Genomic DNA, 17,770 nt, shown 5'->3' with positions numbered 1-17,770 from the left:
CCCGTTCCACCCTGGAACGGTTAGGTGAGGCATGCCATACTTGCGTTCGTGGCTGCCCGGTACCGCGTCTTCTCCGTCCGCGTGACGGCCGTGTCCGCGCTGACCCCCTCGTTCGTCCGGGTGACGCTGTCCGGAGACGCCCTCGCGGAGTTCTCCGCGGTGGGGCTCGACCAGCGGATCAAGATCGTGCTGCCGATCCCGGGCCACGGCTTCACCGACCTGCCCGACGGCGACGACTGGTACGGCGCCTGGCGCGCGCTGCCGGACGCCGTGCGGAACCCGCTGCGCACCTACACGGTCCGCTCGTTCCGGCCGGACGCCCGCGAGCTCGACATCGACTTCGTCGCGCACGGCGACACCGGTCCCGCGTCCCGCTGGGTCTCGGGCTGCCGCGTCGGCGACGAGCTCCGCATCGTCGGTCCGGCGGTCCCGTCCTCGCCGGCCGAGCTCCCGAGCGGTGCCGCCGAGTTCGCCCCGGGGCGCGCCGACCGCATCCTGCTCGCCGGCGACGAGACCGCGGCGCCGGCGATCTGCGCCATCCTCGAGGCCCTCGACGTCACGGCCGTCGGCCACGTCTTCATCGAGGTCCCGACCGACGCCGACCGCCTGCCGGTGTCCGCGCCCGCCGGGGTCGAGGTCCGCTGGATCGCCCGGAACGGCGCCTCGCACGGCGAGCGCATGACCCACCAGGTGCACGCCTGGGCGTCGGACGTCGTCGGCGGCCGACGCGCTGCGGCCGCGGGCGCGCCCACGGTCGAATTCGCTGAGGTCGACGCTGTTCTCGACAACGACGAGCAGGTGCTCTGGGACGTCCCCGCCGCCGCCGAGGAGCGCCCCGTCTACGCGTGGATCGCGGGGGAGGCCGGCTGTGTCAAGGAGCTCCGGCGCCACCTCGTCCGCGGCGTCGGCATCGCCCGGGAGCAGGTCGCGTTCATGGGCTACTGGCGGCACGGCAGGGCCGAGCACTGAACACCTCCGCCCTCTCGGCGCCCGTCTCCGCCGCGCTCCCGACGACGGCGCTCGGTGCCCGCGGCCTGACGCTCGCGTACGAGGACCGCGTCGTGGTGGACGCCCTCGACGTCGACGTGCCGGACGGCGAGCTCACGGTCGTCGTCGGCCCGAACGCGTGCGGCAAGTCGACGCTCCTCAAGGCGTTCGCCCGGACCCTGACGCCCCGCGCTGGCACGGTGTACCTCGACGGTGCGCCGATCACGTCCTACCGCCCGAAGGCCGTCGCGCGCCGGGTCGGCATGCTCCCGCAGACGCCGATCGCCCCCGAGGGCATCACCGTCCGCGACCTCGTCTCCCGCGGCCGGTTCCCGCACCAGGACCTGCTGCACCCGTCGTCGGGCTCCGACCGCACCGCCGTCCAGGCCGCGCTCGAGCAGACCGACACCGTGACGCTCGCCGACCGCAGCGTCGGGGAGCTCTCCGGCGGCCAGCGGCAGCGCGTCTGGATCGCGATGGTGCTCGCGCAGGAGACCGACATCGTCCTGCTCGACGAGCCGACCACGTTCCTCGACATCGCACACCAGTACGACGTGCTCGAACTGGCCTCGGCGCTGCACGCGGCCGGGCGCACGGTCGTCGCGGTGCTCCACGACCTCAACCAGGCGGCGCGGTACGCCACGCACCTCGTCGCGATGCGGGCGGGGTCGATCGTCGCGCAGGGGCGTCCGGCCGACGTCCTGACCGCCGAGCTCGTCGAGGACGTCTTCGGCCTGCCGTGCGTGGTCGTCCCGGACCCCGAGACGGGCACGCCCCTGGTCGTCCCGCGCCGCCGCGCCGCCTGACGCGCGCGCTCTGTCCTCGCCCGCGCCCGGGCACCCGCGAGAGGGCACCCGCGAGTGGGCAGGACACGCCGCTCACGTCCGCTCGGCGGTCACAATCCGTCGCCCGAGCGCGCCGAACGTGCCAGATCTGGCACGCTCGGCGTGCGTCGGCGTCAGCGGACGTAGCCGCCGTCCTCGAGGCCGGCCTCGACCTCGAAGCGGTTGCGCAGGGGATCGCGGCCCGCGAGGGCGTAGAGCAGCGGCATGGCCATGCCGTAGCGACGCCACTGCGCGACGTGCACACGCTCGTGCCGGAGCACGCGGTCGCCGTCGTTGTCGCGCGTCAGGTAGACCGATCCCACGCAGGTCCCACCGCGGCGGAAGACCCACCGGGGCAGGCCGCTGCAGACCACCAGCCCGTCGACGACCCGGATCCTGCCGGTCGACAGCGGCACGCCGATCGCGAGACCGACGGCCGTGGCGAACAGCCAGCCGGCCCGCGACACGGGGGAGTCGAGGAGCGGGTTCCGCACCGCTACTCCGGGCGGCCGTAGGTCTCGAGCAGGCGCAGCCAGATCTCGTTCATGGTCGGGTAGGCCGGGACGGCGTGCCAGAGACGGTCGACCGGGACCTCGCCGACGACGGCGACCGTCGCTGCGTGGAGCATCTCGGCGACGTCCTGACCGACGAAGGTCACGCCGACGACGACCCCGCGGTCCTCGTCGACGACCATCTTCGCGCGTCCGGTGTACCCGTCGGCCTGCAGGGCGGAACCGGCGACGGCGCCCAGGTCGTACTCGACGGCGCGGACGGTCAGGCCCTGCCTGCGCGCGGCGTCCTCGGTCAGGCCGACGCTCGCGACCTCCGGATCGGTGAAGGTCACCTGCGGCACCGAGGCGTGGTCGGCCGTCGCGACGTGCGCGCCCCACGGCTCGGTGTGCACCGGACGGCCCTGGTGGCGTGCGGCGATCGCCTCGCCCGCGGCGCGCGCCTGGTACTTGCCCTGGTGGGTCAGGAGTGCGCGGTGGTTGACGTCACCGACGGCGTAGAGCCAGTCGGTGCCCTGCACGAGCATCGTGTCGTCGACCTGCAGCCAGTCGCCGGGGGTGAGCCCGACGGTCTCGAGGCCGAGTTCGGCGGTGTGCGGCGACCGGCCGGTGGCGGCGAGCACCTCGCTCGTCACCAGGGTCGTGCCGTCGTCGAGGGTCGTCGTGACCAGGCCGTGCTCGTCCCGGTCGACACGGGTCGGGTTGACGCCCGTGCGGACGTCGATGCCGAGCTCCCGCATGGCGTCCGCGACGAGCTCGCCCGCGAAGGGCTCCATGCCGCCGAGCAGGCCGTGCCGGGCGACGAGGGTGACCTTCGCGCCGAGGGACGCCCAGGCGGTTGCGAGCTCGGAGCCGGCGACCCCGCCGCCGATCACGAGCAGGCTCTCGGGGACGTGCTGGGCGCTGGTGCCCTCGCGGGTGCCCCAGGGCTTCGCCTCGGCCAGGCCGGGGACGTCGGGGAGCTGGTGCAGCGACCCGGTCACGACGGCGACGGCGGCACGGGCGGTGTGGGTCTCGCCGGCGACCTCGACGGTCTTCTCGCCGGTGATGCGCGCGTGGCCGCGGATGAGCGCGATGTCGGCGGACTCGAGCCACGCGACCTGTCCGTCGTCCTTCCAGTCCGAGGTGAACGAGTTGCGACGGGCGAGCACCTTCGCAGCGTCGAGGTCACCCGACACGGCCTGGGCGGCGCCCTCCAGTCGCTTCGCCGCCGCGACCGCGTGCCCGCTGCGCAGGAGCGCCTTCGAGGGCATGCACGCCCAGTACGAGCACTCGCCGCCGACCAGCTCGGCCTCGACCACGGCGACCGAGAGGCCGCGCTTGTGGGCGTAGTCCGCCACGTTCTCGCCGACTGCGCCGGCGCCGATCACGATGAGGTCGTAGTCCGTCATGAGCCCGAGCGTACGCAGGCCGCCGGAGGGGCGCCCGAGTGCGATGGGTACCGGTCCGGAGGGCGCATCGGGGTGGGGCGATCGGCAGCCGACGCGCGGAACGGCCTGCTATGCGCGGGACGCCGTGGTGAGGGCGCCGACCGCGCGCAGGATCACGCCGAGGTCGTCGACGGCCCGCTCGGGGTCGACCGGGGCGAACCCCGTCAGCGCCGCACCGACGAGACGACGGCCCCGGGTCGCCGCCTGGATCTGCGCGACGAGTGCCGCTGCGTCGAGTCCGAACGGCACGGGTTCGAGCAGCCCGTCGACCTCGGACGGGTCCAGGACGTCGAGGTCGACCTGCACGAACACCGCGTCGGCTCCGGTCGCGGTGACGGCGGTGTCGAGGGCGTCCGGGGTCGCGGCGTCCACGTCGAGGTGCGTGATCCCGATCCGGTCGAGCGCGGCGAGCTCGGCGTCCTCGGTGCCGCGGATGCCCGCGACGACGACGGCCGCGGGGTCGACGACGGGCAGGTCCGGGAACAGGTCGTCCGGCCGGTCGACGAGCAGCCGGAGCACCGCGGTCTCCGCGGCGACGGGCTGGGCGCGGTTCAGTGCGCGGTACCCGCTCGACCCGGCGATCCGGACGAAGGCCGTGCCGGGACGCACGAGCACCGTTGCCCCGAGCATGCTCGAGCCGTCGCCGCCGACGACGAGCACGGGTTCGCTCGCGACCCCGACCTCCTCTGCGACGCGCTCGGCGACCGAGCGGACCGAGGTGTAGCGCGCGACGGCGGTCTCGAGTCGGTCGCCCGCGCCCGTGGGCACGTCGACGACGGTGGTGGCGGCACGGGGGAGATCGGCTGCGACGGCCTGGGCGCCGTCGCCGAGGCGCATCGCCCGCGACGACGCCGAACCCTGCCACTGCCCGACGACGAGGAACTGCATCGTCTCAGTCTGTCAGCACGGCCCGGCGCCGTCCGCACCAGCGTGTCGGGTCAGATCGTCGACGACCCGCCGTTCTTCAGTGCGGCGAGTCGCGCCTCGACCTCGGCGTCCCGACCGACGTCCTCGAGGCTCTCGAACTGCGCGTCCAGGCTCGACGACTGGAGCTCCTGCTGTCCGAGGACCTTCGCCTCCTCGCGGCGGACCTTCTCCTCGAAGCGGTTGAGGTCGCTCGTCGGGTCGGTGATGTCGATGTTGCCGATGGCGTCGTTCACCTTCGACTGTGCCTCGGCGGTCTTCTGGCGGGCGACCAGCGAGTCGCGCTTGGACTTGAGCTGCTCGAGCTTCTGCTCCATGCCGGCGAGACCGGACTTGAGCTTCTCGACCTGCTCGTTCTGGGTGGCGAGCGGGCCCTCGTTGTCCTTGACCTCTTGTTCGGCGGCGATCTGCTTGCCGATGGCGATCTTCGCGAGGTTGTCGAACTTGTCCGCCTCGGCCGTCTTGCCCTCGGCGCGGTACTTGTCCGCGGCCGACGAGGCGTTCGCGGCCTTCTGCCCCCACTCGGAGGCGGCGCGCTTGTCCTCCTCGTGGTCCTGCTCGAGCAGGCGGAGGTTGCCGATCGTCTGCGCGATCGCGGTCTTGGCGTCCGCGATGTTGTTCGTGTAGTCGCGGACGAGCTGGTCCAGCATCTTCTGCGGGTCCTCGGCGTCGTCGATGATCTGGTTCACGTTCGCGCGGATGAGCGCGGAGATCCGGCCGAAGATGGTCTGCTTTGCCATGTGCGTTGCCTTTCCTGGGAGGTCCGTCGGTGGTCTGACTGGTGATCTGGATGGGCGGTCCGGCGGTCTGCCGGGGGAGGTCTCGATGGGCGGGCGGTGGGGAGTCCCGGAGGTCAGAAGCGGCCGCCGCCGGAGAACCCGCCGCCTCCGCCGCCCCCGCCACCGCCGAAGCCGCCGCCCCCGCCGCCGAAGCCCCCGCCCCCGAAGCCGCCGCCCCCGAACGACCCGCCTCCGAAGCTGCCCCCGCGTCCGCCGAGCAGGCCGCCGAGCACGAGGCCGGTGACCAGCCCGCCGAGCTGCGCGCCGTTCCCGCCGCTGCCCTGCCCCGGCCACCCGCCCATGTCGTCGTTCGCCGCGTCCATCGCAGCCGCGGCGTACTGCTCCGCCGACCGCGCCGCCTGCACCGCACGTGCGGGGTCGGTGGTGGCGAAGTCGATCGCGTCGTCGAGCGCCCGCTCGGCCTCGGACAGCCGTGTCCGCGCGGTGGTGCCGACGGCGCCGCGTCGCACGGAGATGAAGTCACGCGCCTGGCTGATCCGCGTCCGCGCGTCCCGTAGGGCGTCGTCGAGCGCACGCCGGGCCCGCTCGCGCTGCTCCTGCTGGCCGCGGGCGGTGGCCAACGCGGCGTCGATGGCCGTGTTCGCCTTCGTCAGGCCGTCGACCGCCGCGATCGGGTCCCGCGGGTCGACCCCCTGCCGGAGCACCGCGTCGGCCTGCGTCGCCGCTGCGGCGAGGGCCGGGTCGCCCGATCGCATCGCGCGCGCCGCGGCGACGTCGCCCTCGAGGTCCGCGCGCATCGCCTGCGCGCGGGCGGCGGCCTCGGCGAAGGTCGTCTCCGCGGCGGTCGCACTGCCGGTCAGCTGCTGCACCTGCGCCAGGGCGTGCTGCGCGTCCCGCACGGCGATGACGGCCTCGCCCTTGTCACCGGCGGCGATCGCGGCCGTGGCGGCCCGGGACCGCTCGGTCGCGTAGTCGAGGACCTGCTGCGCCTGGTCGACGTTGTCCGACACCGAGGCCAGCGTCCGGCCGGCGTACGCACCGCGCACCCGGTCGAGCGCCGTCCGCGCGGCGGCGAGGTCCGCGGGAGCGGCGGCCACCGCGGAGTCGAGCGCCCGTGCCGCGTCCTCGACCCCGTCCTCGAGCGCGCGGAGGCGGTCGAAGGCCTCGGTCTGCTGGTCGATCGCCGCGTGCGCCTGTTCGCAGATCGCGATGATCTGGTTCGCCCACTCGGCGCGCTGCTGTGGGGTGTCGGGGACCTCGTCGTCGAGCTGCTGCTGGTACGCGAAGGCCTGGCGGACGGATCGCTTCGCGGCGTCGACGGCCTCGGCGAAGGGCTTCGCGGCGTCGTCGCCGAACTGCGCGGCGGCGAACCCGACCTCTTGCTCGGCGGTCTTGAGCTCGTCGTCGATGGTGACGAGGGCACCGCCCGCGGCCCGCTCGAGTCCCGCGAGCGACTCCTGCTGCGCTCGCGCGGCTGCTGCCGTCCGGCGCTTGTTCCGTGCTCGGACGACGAGCAGCAGGACGAGCAGGCCGACCACGACGACGGCGAGCGCGACCCACAGCCAGGTCAGGTCCGGCGGCGCCTGGCTGGCGACCAGACCTTCCGCGAGCGCGACCGCCGCGCCCGACCAGTTCCCGTCCCGCAGCTGGGGGACCGCGTCCTGCTGGTAGGCGTCCTCGACGTCCGTCGAGGACAGCACGCCCTCGGTCGTCTGCTGGATGTCCGCGATCCGGTCGTCGACCGCGACCGACAGCACGATGCTGTCCGAGCCGATCTGGTTCCGCTGGATGACCGCATCGCCCCAGGCGGTGTGGTCGGTCGGGTCCGTGAAGGTGGGGACGTAGACGACGTAGAGCTGCGTCCGCGTCTTGTCGTACAGGTCCTGGATCGCCCGCTCGACCTGCGTCCGCTGCCCGCTCGACAGCGCGCCGGCGTCGTCGACCACGTACGCTCCGGCGAGGTCCACCGGCTCGGTGGCGTCCGCGGCGGTCTCGGGAACGAGCACGGGGCCGACGACGAGGCCGACGGCCACCAGTGCCGCGCCGAGCCGCGAGCGGAGGCGTCGGCGCCGCCGTTGTCCCCCGACGGAGTCCGCTCCGTGTGACGCCGTCGTCGCACTCGTCCGGGCGTGGACCGCTCGCATCCGTCCTCCATCCGTCGTCGGTGTGCCCTGCGACGCACCCCGTGACCGCGCCGAGCAGGCTGCCGTCGCCCCGATGCTATCCACGCTCCTTCGCGGACGGACAGACTTCGGGAGAACCTCGCCGGACGCGCAACCTGGGGAGGGTTTGTCCCCCGGGCGGGGTATGCTGGCGGCCACTGTTCGACGACGAACGGAAGGGGAGCACGATGGAGCGCACGACGAGCACAGAGGTCGTCCCACTGGAGGACGGCTACCACCGCGTCTCGACGCCGGCGAGCGGCGTGATCGGCTTCGTCCGGGAGCAGGACGGCCGCTACGAGGTCCTGCGCGGCCGCGTCCGGCAGGCAACCCGGTCCGAGGGCGCCTACAGCACCATGAACGTCGCGCTCATCGCGCTCACGCACGCCTGATCCGCCCTCCCGTCGCGGGTAGGCTCACCGCGTGGTCGCCCGGTCCCGCAACGACGTCAGGTGCGGTGCCGTCGCCGTGACGGTGCACGTCGTCGCCGCGGACGCGGACACCGCTGGTGTCGGCCGGGAGGCACTGGTCACCGCCGGCGCGTCCGCTGCGGGTGTCGAGCCGGTCACCGTACGCACCGGCCGGTCCTGTCCGACGTGCGGCGCATCCGACCACGGGCGCCCCTGGGCGGAGGCCGCCGGTACGGCCGTCCCGGTGAGCCTCGCGCGCACGACCGGCATCGTCGCCGTGGCCGCGCTGCAGGGGACCGCGCGGTCGACGAGGACGACCCTGCCGACCGTCGGCGTCGACGTGGAGCGGGTCTCGCGCGTCGCCGCCGCCCCGCTCGACGCGTCCGGCCCGCGGGAGTCCGGCCGGCTCCGCACGGTGCAGGACCGCGCCGCCGCGTGGGCCGTCACCGAGGCGGTGCTCAAGCGCGACGGCCGCGGGCTCCGCGTCGACCCCGCCCGGGTCGAGGTCGACCTGCGCCGTGGTCGGGCACGGCTCGACGGCCGCTGGCAGCCGGTGACGGTGACCTGGCTCGACGCGGACCTCGTGCTCGCGGTCGCGGCGGGCGGCCTGCCGGTCACGGTCACCGCCCCGCGGGACGTCCCGTTCAGCGCCGGGGGAGCGTGAGGACCTCGGCACCGTCCTCGGTGATCGCAATCGTGTGCTCGGTGTGTGCCGTCCGGGACCCCGTCGCGCTCCGCAGCGTCCAGCCGTCCGGGTCGGTGGCGAGTTCGTCGGTGTCCGCCATCACCCAGGGCTCCAGTGCGAGGAGGAGCCCCGGCCGGAGCGTGTACCCGCGCCCTGGTCGACCGGTGTTCGACACGTGCGGGTCCTGGTGCATGGTCGACCCGATGCCGTGACCGCCGAACTCGGTGTTCACGGGGTACCCGGCGTCGGCGAGCACGGTCCCGATCGCGTGGGACAGGTCACCGGTCCGAGCGCCGGGGCGGGCGGCCGCGATCCCGGCGGCCAGGGCGCGCTCGGTCGCCGCGATGAGCGCCGTGTCCGCGGGGTCGGGCGTGCCCACGACGAAGCTGATGGCCGCGTCGGCGGCGATCCCGTCGAGGGACACTGCCAGGTCGAGCGTGAGCAGGTCGCCGTCCACCAGCGCTCGGTCGTGGGGCAGCCCGTGCAGGACCGCGTCGTTCACGGCGGTGCACACGTGGTGGCCGAACGGCCCGCGGCCGAACGACGGGGCGTAGTCGACGTAGCAGGAGTCGGCGCCCGCGTCCTCGATCAGCGTCCGGGCCCACGCGTCGATCTCGAGCAGGTTCGTGCCCACTCCGGTGCGCTCGCGGAGGGTCTGCAGGACGGTGCCGACGAGGGCGCCCGTGCGGCGGGCCCGGTCGACCTCGGCGGGGCTCAGGATCTCGATCACGCGTCGAGGCTACCGGTACAGTTCGGCCGGTACAACAGTACCGGTACTACCATCACGTCCATGGTCCGTCTCCCGCTCAGTCCCGAGGAGCTCGAGCGTGGGCGTCGGCTCGGGGCACTGCTGCGCCGGGCCCGTGCCGAGCGCTCGATGCTCGACGTCGCCCTGGCCGCCGGCATCTCGCCCGAGACCCTCCGGAAGATCGAGACCGGCAGGATCGCGACCCCGGCGTTCGCCACGATCGCGGCCGTCGCCGGAGAGGTCGGACTCTCGCTCGACGCGCTCTGGACGGACGTGCACGCGCCGGACCGCGCGGCCTCGTAGCGCTCCGTCGGCGCCGCTCAGACCGGACGGACGACCGGCAGCGCCGGCACCCCGGGCTCGTCGACCCACGGCCCGGTGACCCGTCGCACCGCGTGGACGGACAGTCCCGCCGCGTCCGCGAGCGCGCCGAGCACGTCCTCGGGGACCACGTTGCTGTGCCGGTACCGGTCGGTGAGCGACCGCAACCCGGTGAAGAACGCCTCGTCGCCGACGGTCCGTCGGACGGCGTGCAGGGCGAGGGCACCGCGCTTGTAGACCCGGTCGTCGAACATGTCCTGCGCGCCCGGCGACGCGACGACGAGGTCCTGCGGGCCGGCGACCAGCGCCTGTCGGTGCTGCGCCGCGAGCGCGTCCGCCGAGTCGCCGCCGCGGTGCTCGGACCACAGCCACTCCGCGTAGCAGGCGAAGCCCTCGTGCAGCCAGATGTCCTGCCAGCGGCCGACGGTGAGTGAGTTCCCGAACCACTGGTGCGCGAGCTCGTGCGCGATGAGCCGGTCGGTGCCGTGCTCGCCGTCGACGTGGTTCCGGCCGAACACCGCGAGCCCGTGCGCCTCGAGCGGGATCTCGAGCTCGTCGTCCGTCACCACGATCCCGTAGGACGAGAACGGGTACGGGCCGAACCGGTCGGCGTAGAGCGCGAGCATCTCGGGCACCTGCCCGAAGTCCGTCCGGACCGCGGACGTCAGGTCCGCCGGGTGGTGCACGGTCACCGGTGGGACGGCACCGCGGAGCCGTGTCGAGCGGTAGCGCCCGATCTGCACGGTCGCCAGGTACGTGGCCATCGGCTCGGTCACCGCGTAGGTCCAGGTCGTGCCGGCGCGCGCCTGCTCGCGGCCGAGCAGGTCCCCGTTCGCGACGACGTCGTACCCGGTCTCGGCGGTGATCTCGAAGCGGTAGGTGGCCTTGTCGTCCGGGCGGTCGTTGCACGGGAACCAGCTCGGGGCGCCGGTCGGCTGCGCGGCGACGATGACGCCGTCGGTCAGCTCCTCCCACCCGATCTGGCCCCAGGGGCTGCGGAGCGGACGCGGTGCGCCGCGGTAGCGCAGGTGCAGCGTGAACTCGGCACCCGCGGCGATCGGCTCGGCGGGGGTGACCGTCAGCTTGTGGGTCGACGCGGCGACCTTCGCCGCCCGGACGCCGTCGACGTCAGCACGGTCGACCCGCAGCCCGTGCAGGTCGAGCACGACTCGGTCCAGGGCGACGAGCGCCCGCGCGGTGATCGTCGCCGTCGCGTCGAGCCGGTTGGTCGCGACGCGGTAGCCGAGGCGCAGGTCGTGGTGCAGGGCGCTCCACCGACGGTCGCCGCTGTGCGGGGTGTACGGGTCGGCGTCGGGGTTCGGCTTCACGGTGCCGTCGAGTCTGCCACGCCCGGGTCCTCGCCGCGGTCCACCGGCGGTGCGGTCGTCCACGGAGCGATGGGGTTGCCCGACCAGTGCGTGCCGCCGGGGACCTGCTCGCCGCGCATCACGAGCGACGCCGGGCCGACGGTCGCACCGGGGCCGATGCCCGCCGCCGGCAGGACGACGCTGTGCGGACCGAGGGTCGCGCCGGCGTCCAGGCGGACCGCGTCGAGCTGCATGACCCGGTCGTGGAACAGGTGGGTCTGCACGACGGTCCCGCGCGCGACGGACGCGCCGGCGCCGATCTCGACGAGGTCGGCCTCCGGCAGCCAGTACGTCTCGATCCAGGTGCCGCGGCCGATCCGGGCACCGAGGCTCCGGAGCCACGCGGCGAGGGCCGGCGTCCCCGTGGCCTGCTCGGCGAACCACGGTCGGGCGACGGTCTCGACGAACGTGTCCTGCACCTCGTTGCGCCACACGAACGACGACCACAGCGGTCGTTCCCTGGCGTCGATCCGCCCGACGAAGACCCACTTCGCGGCCGTCGACACCGTGGCGGCGACGGCGCCCGCGACGATGAGGACCGGACCGGCGAGCAGGACCGTCCACCCGAGCCCGATCGAGGACCACAGCGCGAGCAGCGCCCCGGTGACGCCGAGGGCGATCGCGGAGGACACCATCGGCGCCACGAGTCGGAGCAGTTCCCAGAGCCCCCGCGCGACCTTCAGGCGGCGCGGCGGACGGAAGGTGCGCTCCTCGTCGAACTCGGTCGTCGCCCGGCGGAGTCGGACCGGCGGCGATCCGAGCCACGACGAGCCGCGCTTGGCCTTCTTCGGCACGGCGGACAGCACCGCGACCAGGGCCTCGCGGGGGACCGAGCGGCCGGCCCCGGTCATGCCGGAGTTGCCGAGGAACGCGCGCCGCCCGACCTTCGACCGCCCGATCCGGACGTACCCGCCGCCGAGCTCGTACGTCGCGACCATGGTGTCGTCGGCGAGGAACGCCCCCGACGCGATCTGCGTGAGCGCGGGGATGAGCAGCACGGTCGAGATCTCGGTGTCCCGCCCGACCCTCGCCCCGAGCACCCGGAGCCACAGCGGCGTGACGAGCGAGGCGTACAGGGGGAACAGCAGGGTCCGTGCGGCGTCGAGCACCCGTTCCGTGCACCACGCCTGCCACCCGGGCCGGGACCGCACCGGGTACCGGCCCTCGCGGAGGCCGATGCCGAGCAGCCGGACGGCGGCGACCACGAGCCCGGCGTACACGGCACCCGCGACGAGCGTGGCGAGCGGGACGGCCGCCAGGCCGTGCAGCACGGCGGACCCGATCGTGTCCGCCCGCCCGACCAGGGCCGCGGCGACCAGTACGCCGGCCGCGACGCCGACGACGGGCAGCCCCGCGACGACGACGGAGCCGACCCCGTACGCGACGAGCCAGCGCCTGCGGGACGGTGGTCGTGCCTCCCGACCGTGCCGAGCCGAGCCGACGCGTTCCGCCGGCGAACCCGCCCAGCGCTCCCCGTCGGGGACCCGGCCGGAGACGGCGGAGCCGGCCTCCACCTCGGCTCCCGCGCCGACGTGCGCGCCCGGCAGCAACGTGGACCGGCTGTGCACGACCGCGTCGGCGTCGACCCGGACCCGGCCGAGACGGAACACGTCGCCGTCGACCCAGTGCCCGGCGAGGTCGACCTCGGGTTCGATCGACGCCCGTTTGCCGATCGTGAGCATGCCGGTCACCGGCGGGAGCGTGTGCAGGTCGACGCCCTGACCGATCCGGGCGCCGAGCGCGCGGGCGTAGTAGCTGATCCACGGCGCGCCGGACGTCGAGGGGCCGTCGACGGCCTCGGCGATGCGCTCCGCGAGCCAGACGCGCACGTGCACCGAGCCGCCGCGGGGGTGGTCGCCCGGGCGGACGCCGAGCAGGACGAGCCGGGCGAGCACGACCGTGAGCGCCATCTTGCCCACGGGGGTGACGAACAGCGCGAGCGCGAGCACGAGGGCCCACCAGGGCAGCGACGGCAGGGCGGGGAACGCCGTCGCGTGCAGGACGCTCGACGCGAGGGCGGTCCAGGTCGTGACCCGCAGCCCGCGGAGGACCTGCACCGGCAGGCCGAGCACCGTCAGCAGCAGCCCGGTCGCCGGCGGGACCGGACGGACGGGGCGCCGGGCGGCGGCGACCGGCCCGGCGTCGTCGAGCGCCTCGGCCAGCGCGCCGATCCGCGGGTGGTCGTACACGTCGGCGACGGTCGTCGTCGGGAAACGTTCGCGGATGGCCGAGACGAGCTGCGCCGCGGTCAGCGAGCCGCCGCCGTGCGCGAAGAAGTCGTCGTCGACGCTCGTCACCGGGACGCCGAGGATCGCCGCCCACCGCTCGGCGATCCACGCGACGGTGTCCGGCAGCAGGGCGGTGTCGGTGGCGCCGGGGAGCGGCCAGGGGAGCGCAGCGCGGTCGACCTTGCCCGAGGTGCGGGTCGGCAGGGCGTCGACGACGGCGAGGAGCGGCACGAGGGCGGCGGGCAGCTCCTGCCGGAGGCGCTCGTTCGCGGCGGCGGTGTCGATCGTCGCGCCGGCGACCGGGGCGACGTACCCGACGAGCACCTGGTTCCCGGCGGGGGTGCGCTGCACGACGGCGGCACCGCCCGCGACGCCGTCCAGGCCCTGCAGCGCGGCGTCCACCTCGCCGAGCTCGATCCGGCGACCGCCGAGCTTGACCTGGTCGTCGGCGCGGCCCTGGAACACCAGGCCCTCGGGCTCGTACCGCACGAGGTCCCCGCTCCGGTACGCCCGGTCCCACCCGAGCTCCGGGAAGGGTGCGTACTTCTCGGCGTCCTTCGCCGGGTCGAGGTACCGGCCGAGTCCGACGCCCCCGATGACGAGCTCGCCGACGCCGCCGGGGGCGACGCGCTGCCCGTGCTCGTCGACGACGGCGAGGTCCCAGCCGTCCAGCGGCAGGCCGATCCGGACGGGCTGGCTGCCGTCCATCAGGGACCCGCACGCGACGACGGTGGCCTCGGTCGGGCCGTAGGTGTTCCACAGCTCGCGGTCCCGGGACGCGATGCGGGCGGCGAGCTCGGGCGGGCAGGCCTCGCCGCCGAAGATGACGAGCCGGACCTGCTCGAGGGCGTCGTCGGGCCAGAGCGCCGCGAGGGTCGGCACGGTCGAGACGATCGTGATCGTGTGCGCGATGAGCCACGGCCCGAGGTCGACCCCGGTCCGGACGAGCGACCGCGGCGCGGGGACCAGGCACGCCCCGTGGCCCCACGCGAGCCACATCTCCTCGCAGGACGCGTCGAACGCGACGCTCAGCCCGGCGAGGACCCGGTCGCCCGGACCGATCGGGGCGTCCTGCAGGAACATCCGTGACTCGGCGTCGACGAACGCGGCCGCGGAGCGGTGGGTCACGGCGACGCCCTTGGGGACACCGGTCGAGCCGGAGGTGAAGATGATCCAGGCGTCGTCGTCGACCGTCGGCGCCGCCGCACGTGCGACGGGGTCGACGACCGGCGCGGGGTCGGCGTCGGGCGCGCCGGAGGTCCGCAGGACGCCACCCGCGCCGATCACACCGACGACCCCGGCCTCGCCGAACACGAGCGCCGCCCGCTCCTCGGGGTCGTCGGCGTCGACGGGGACGTACGCGGCACCGGCGGCGAGCACGGCGAGGATCGACACGTACAGGTCCCGGCCGCCGGACGGGATGCGGATGCCGACGCGGTCGCCGCGGCGCACCCCGCGCGTGGCGAGGTCGTCGGCCTGCGCGGCGACGAGGTCGAGCAGGGTCGCGTAGTCGACGGTCCCGGCCGGGTCCTCGAGCGCGAGGGCGTCCGGGGTCGCGGCCGCGGTCGCCCGCAGGACGTCGAGCAGGGTGCGCGGGTCGGGCGCGTGCGTGCCGCGGGCGAGGGGTGCCTGGGTGTCCGTGGTGCCGGTGCTCATCGGCGCGGATCATAGTGACGCCGGGTGTCGCGCCGGCAAACCAAGACGCCGACCGTGCTCTGAGTGGAGGAGAGCGCCGGAACAAGAAGAGCCCCGGCGGTGAGGCCGGGGCTTCTGACTGTGCTGCGTTTCCTGTGCCCCCAGGAGGATTCGAACCTCCGCCCCTGCCTCCGGAGGGCAGTGCTCTATCCCCTGAGCTATGGGGGCTCGTGGGCGAGATCAACCGTAGCAGGTCTGCGCACCGCACCAGGACAGCGCGTGTCGCGTCGCACCGGACGGGAGGCACGGTGTGGGTCCGCCCCGCGCCTCCCGTCCGCTGCCGGGTCGCGTCGGAGGCGGGCCGGCGGCCGGGCGTGCCGTCGCGTCAGCCGGCCGGCGTTGCCGAGGCACTCGGCTCGAGTGCCTCGTGCACGGCGTCGACGACGGGCTGCGCGCCGCCGGGCTCGGTGAACAGGGTCGACTCGGTGGTGATCCAGTACGGATCGGGGAATGCGTCCGCACGCCCGACGCCGTCGGTCAGGGCGAAGTAGCCCTCGACGCGGTAGGTCGGCACCGAGCCGCCGCGCTCGTACAGGGCGTCCTTCAGTGTCGTGAGCGACTTCTCAGGCAGGTGGGCGACGGCGAGCGTCACCGTGGTGGCGGGGTCGTCGGTCGCGACGAAGCGGCACACGCGACCGCGCTGACGCTCGATGGTGGCCGCCGGTGTGCCCTTCGCGGGCGTCCAGGACGTGTCCTGCGTGAACGTCTTCCCGTACACCTGCAGCGCCGACGCGGGGAGCAGGTCGGTGCAGCCCTGGGTCACGCGCTGCCCGATCGGTCCGGCGCTCGCGCTGGCGCTGGGGGAGCCGCCGCCGGACCCGCCCGTGCACGCCGTGAGGGCGAGGGACGCGGTCACGCTGAGGACGGCGACGGTGATCGCCCGGGCACGGCTGCGGGTGGTCATCCGGACATGATGATGCACGCGACCAGACGCGGGCCAGGAGCCGCCTGGACGTCCCGGTAGGATCGACCCTCGTGACTCCTGCCGAACTCTCCGCCGCGTACCTGTCGATCCTGACCGGGATCGTCGAGCGACGAGGTGCGTCCGACACCGTGACCGTCGGGGAGTCGCACGTCGCGCTCGAACGGCCGAAGAACCGCGCACACGGCGACTGGGCCTCGAACGCGGCGATGCAGCTCGCGAAGCGCCTCGGCACGAACCCGCGCGAGCTCGCGACCGAGATCGCGGGCGAGCTGTCCGAGCTGGACGGTGTCGCGTCGGTCGACGTCGCCGGACCCGGCTTCATCAACATCACGCTCGAGGCGGCGGCCGCGGGGGAGATCGCCCGCACGATCGTCGACGGGGGTTCGTCCTTCGGGCACGGCGACCTGTACGACGGCGTCCGCATCGACCTCGAGTTCGTGTCCGCCAACCCGACCGGCCCGATCCACATGGGCGGCGTCCGCTGGGCCGCGGTCGGCGACAGCCTGGCGCGCGTGTTCGCCGCGCAGGGCGGCCTCGTCACCCGCGAGTACTACTTCAACGACCACGGCGCGCAGATCGACCGCTTCGCCCGGTCCCTCGTCGCGTCCGCGCTCGGGGAGCCCACGCCCGAGGACGGCTACGGCGGCGCCTACATCAGCGAGATCGCCGCCCGCGTGCTGTCGACGTACGACGGCGACGTGCGCGACCTGCCCCGCGACGAGGCGCAGGAGCTGTTCCGCCGCGAGGGCGTCGACTTCATGTTCGCCGACATCAAGCAGTCGCTGCACGACTTCGGCGTCGACTTCGACGTGTACTTCCACGAGAACTCGCTGCACGAGTCGAAGGCCGTCGAGCGCGCCATCGAGCGCCTGCAGTCGCTCGGGATGATGTACGAGGCCGAGGGGGCGCTCTGGCTCCGCACGACCGACTTCGGCGACGACCGGGACCGCGTCGTCATCAAGTCCGACGGCGACCCCGCGTACATCGCCGGTGACCTGGCGTACTACCTCGACAAGCGCGAGCGGGGGTTCGAGCGGAACCTCATCATGCTCGGCGCGGACCACCACGGCTACGTCGGTCGGATGATGGCGATGTGCGCGGCGTTCGGCGACCAGCCGGGTACGAACCTCGAGATCCTCATCGGCCAGATGGTCAACCTGCTCAAGGACGGCCAGCCGTTCCGGATGTCGAAGCGCAACGGCACGATCGTGACGATGGAGGACCTCGTCGACGCCGTCGGTGTGGACGCCGGCCGGTACGCCCTCGTGCGGTTCGCCAGCGACACCGCGATCGACATCGACCTCGACCTGCTCACCAAGCGGACGAACGACAACCCGGTCTTCTACGTGCAGTACGCCCACGCCCGCACGCAGTCGGTGGCGCGCAACGCCGCCGCCTCCGGGGTGGACCGCTCGGCGTTCGACGCCTCGCTGCTCACCCACGACACCGAGGGTGCACTCCTCGGTGCCCTCGCGGAGTACCCGCGGGTCGTCCGGCAGGCCGCGGAACTGCGCGAGCCGCACCGCATCGCGCGGTACATCGAGCAGCTCGCGGGGCTGTACCACCGCTGGTACGACGCCTGCCGCGTGACCCCGCTCGGCGACGAGGCCGTGACCGACCTGCACCGCACCCGCCTCTGGCTGAACGACGCCACCGGCCAGGTCGTCCGCAACGGCCTGGGGCTGCTCGGCGTCTCCGCTCCCGAGCGCATGTAGCGCGGCCCCGCCCGGATCGAACCACGGAACCGACGTCGAACCAGCCCTCGCGGCTGGTTCGACGTCGGTTTCCTGGTTCGACACGCGCCCGCCCCCGCCC

Annotated in this window: 15 protein-coding genes and 1 tRNA gene; 6 read left to right on the top strand and 10 right to left on the bottom strand. The window is 74.1% G+C overall.

All coding sequences use genetic code 11. The features are described from left to right. The first annotated feature begins 48 nt into the window (after nucleotides 1-48). Both LQK89_RS09590 and LQK89_RS09585 read left to right on the top strand, forming a co-directional pair. Nucleotides 49-969 (top strand): siderophore-interacting protein, encoded by a 921-nt coding sequence (locus LQK89_RS09590; protein WP_231048966.1) that lies wholly within the window; start codon nucleotides 49-51, stop codon nucleotides 967-969. Next, complete coding sequence (locus tag LQK89_RS09585; RefSeq protein WP_231050776.1) at nucleotides 966-1,793, top strand: ABC transporter ATP-binding protein; 828 nt, start codon at nucleotides 966-968, stop codon at nucleotides 1,791-1,793. The genes LQK89_RS09590 and LQK89_RS09585 overlap by 4 nt, the downstream gene beginning before the upstream one ends. 152 nt (nucleotides 1,794-1,945) lie before the next feature. Here LQK89_RS09585 and LQK89_RS09580 read toward each other — a convergent pair whose 3' ends face one another. From LQK89_RS09580 to LQK89_RS09560, 5 genes are all read right to left on the bottom strand, one after another. After that, nucleotides 1,946-2,305, bottom strand: coding sequence for a Fe-S oxidoreductase (locus tag LQK89_RS09580; RefSeq protein ID WP_231048965.1), 360 nt, complete (start codon nucleotides 2,303-2,305; stop codon nucleotides 1,946-1,948). 2 nt (nucleotides 2,306-2,307) lie between these two features. Then, the gene (locus LQK89_RS09575; RefSeq protein WP_231048964.1) at nucleotides 2,308-3,711 is read right to left on the bottom strand and encodes a dihydrolipoyl dehydrogenase family protein; all 1,404 of its coding nucleotides are present in this window, start codon (nucleotides 3,709-3,711) and stop codon (nucleotides 2,308-2,310) included. A gap of 108 nt (nucleotides 3,712-3,819) precedes the next feature. After that, complete coding sequence (locus LQK89_RS09570; protein WP_231048963.1) at nucleotides 3,820-4,638, bottom strand: arginase family protein; 819 nt, start codon at nucleotides 4,636-4,638, stop codon at nucleotides 3,820-3,822. Between the two features lie 50 nt (nucleotides 4,639-4,688). Further along, on the bottom strand, nucleotides 4,689-5,414 hold the full coding sequence (locus tag LQK89_RS09565; protein WP_231048962.1) for a PspA/IM30 family protein: 726 nt from the start codon (nucleotides 5,412-5,414) through the stop codon (nucleotides 4,689-4,691). A 113-nt stretch (nucleotides 5,415-5,527) separates the two neighbouring features. Continuing rightward, a complete protein-coding gene (locus LQK89_RS09560; protein ID WP_231048961.1) occupies nucleotides 5,528-7,447 on the bottom strand; it encodes a TPM domain-containing protein in 1,920 nt (639 codons plus the stop codon). Nucleotides 7,448-7,764: 317 nt separating this feature from the next. Between LQK89_RS09560 and LQK89_RS09555 the strand changes: the two genes are divergently transcribed. Both LQK89_RS09555 and LQK89_RS09550 read left to right on the top strand, forming a co-directional pair. Next, nucleotides 7,765-7,968, top strand: a complete 204-nt coding sequence (locus tag LQK89_RS09555) for a hypothetical protein (protein WP_058729997.1) — start codon at nucleotides 7,765-7,767, stop codon at nucleotides 7,966-7,968. A gap of 31 nt (nucleotides 7,969-7,999) precedes the next feature. Continuing rightward, nucleotides 8,000-8,650: a 4'-phosphopantetheinyl transferase superfamily protein gene (locus LQK89_RS09550; RefSeq protein WP_231048960.1), complete on the top strand. Its 651-nt coding sequence runs from the start codon at nucleotides 8,000-8,002 to the stop codon at nucleotides 8,648-8,650. On the opposite strand, the gene map is transcribed toward LQK89_RS09550, so the two are convergent. Further along, nucleotides 8,631-9,401, bottom strand: a complete 771-nt coding sequence (map, locus tag LQK89_RS09545; RefSeq protein WP_231048959.1) for a type I methionyl aminopeptidase — start codon at nucleotides 9,399-9,401, stop codon at nucleotides 8,631-8,633. The genes LQK89_RS09550 and map overlap by 20 nt on opposite strands. A 60-nt stretch (nucleotides 9,402-9,461) precedes the next feature. On the opposite strand from map, the gene LQK89_RS09540 reads away from it, so the two are divergent. Beyond that, the gene (locus LQK89_RS09540) at nucleotides 9,462-9,722 is read left to right on the top strand and encodes a helix-turn-helix domain-containing protein (protein WP_058742863.1); all 261 of its coding nucleotides are present in this window, start codon (nucleotides 9,462-9,464) and stop codon (nucleotides 9,720-9,722) included. A 17-nt stretch (nucleotides 9,723-9,739) separates the two neighbouring features. Here LQK89_RS09540 and LQK89_RS09535 read toward each other — a convergent pair whose 3' ends face one another. The 4 genes from LQK89_RS09535 to LQK89_RS09520 all read right to left on the bottom strand — a co-directional run bounded on the left by LQK89_RS09535 (nucleotide 9,740) and on the right by LQK89_RS09520 (nucleotide 15,934). Next, entirely contained in the window at nucleotides 9,740-11,068 is a 1,329-nt protein-coding gene (locus tag LQK89_RS09535) for a M1 family metallopeptidase (RefSeq protein WP_231048958.1), read from the bottom strand. After that, nucleotides 11,065-14,991, bottom strand: coding sequence for a Pls/PosA family non-ribosomal peptide synthetase (locus LQK89_RS09530; RefSeq protein ID WP_231048957.1), 3,927 nt, complete (start codon nucleotides 14,989-14,991; stop codon nucleotides 11,065-11,067). Before LQK89_RS09530 ends, LQK89_RS09535 begins: the two co-directional genes overlap by 4 nt. A gap of 135 nt (nucleotides 14,992-15,126) precedes the next feature. After that, nucleotides 15,127-15,198: transfer RNA gene (locus tag LQK89_RS09525), tRNA-Arg, on the bottom strand. 157 nt (nucleotides 15,199-15,355) lie between these two features. After that, nucleotides 15,356-15,934, bottom strand: coding sequence for a hypothetical protein (locus tag LQK89_RS09520; protein WP_231048956.1), 579 nt, complete (start codon nucleotides 15,932-15,934; stop codon nucleotides 15,356-15,358). Between the two features lie 71 nt (nucleotides 15,935-16,005). Between LQK89_RS09520 and argS the strand changes: the two genes are divergently transcribed. Then, entirely contained in the window at nucleotides 16,006-17,670 is a 1,665-nt protein-coding gene (argS, locus tag LQK89_RS09515) for an arginine--tRNA ligase (protein ID WP_175326355.1), read from the top strand. Nucleotides 17,671-17,770: the final 100 nt, after the last annotated feature.

This window comes from Curtobacterium sp. C1, from assembly GCF_021049325.1.
GTDB lineage: Bacteria > Actinomycetota > Actinomycetes > Actinomycetales > Microbacteriaceae > Curtobacterium > Curtobacterium citreum.
Note: the sequence above shows the minus strand (reverse complement) of the source record. Positions and strands in the feature narration are given on the sequence as shown.

Coding starts and splice junctions, on each gene's coding strand:
- LQK89_RS09575 (WP_231048964.1), bottom strand. CDS start 3,711: ATGACGGACTACGACCTCATCGTGATCGGCGCCGGCGCAGTCGGCGAG.
- LQK89_RS09570 (WP_231048963.1), bottom strand. CDS start 4,638: ATGCAGTTCCTCGTCGTCGGGCAGTGGCAGGGTTCGGCGTCGTCGCGG.
- LQK89_RS09565 (WP_231048962.1), bottom strand. CDS start 5,414: ATGGCAAAGCAGACCATCTTCGGCCGGATCTCCGCGCTCATCCGCGCG.
- LQK89_RS09555 (WP_058729997.1), top strand. CDS start 7,765: ATGGAGCGCACGACGAGCACAGAGGTCGTCCCACTGGAGGACGGCTAC.
- LQK89_RS09540 (WP_058742863.1), top strand. CDS start 9,462: ATGGTCCGTCTCCCGCTCAGTCCCGAGGAGCTCGAGCGTGGGCGTCGG.
- LQK89_RS09530 (WP_231048957.1), bottom strand. CDS start 14,991: ATGAGCACCGGCACCACGGACACCCAGGCACCCCTCGCCCGCGGCACG.
- LQK89_RS09520 (WP_231048956.1), bottom strand. CDS start 15,934: ATGACCACCCGCAGCCGTGCCCGGGCGATCACCGTCGCCGTCCTCAGC.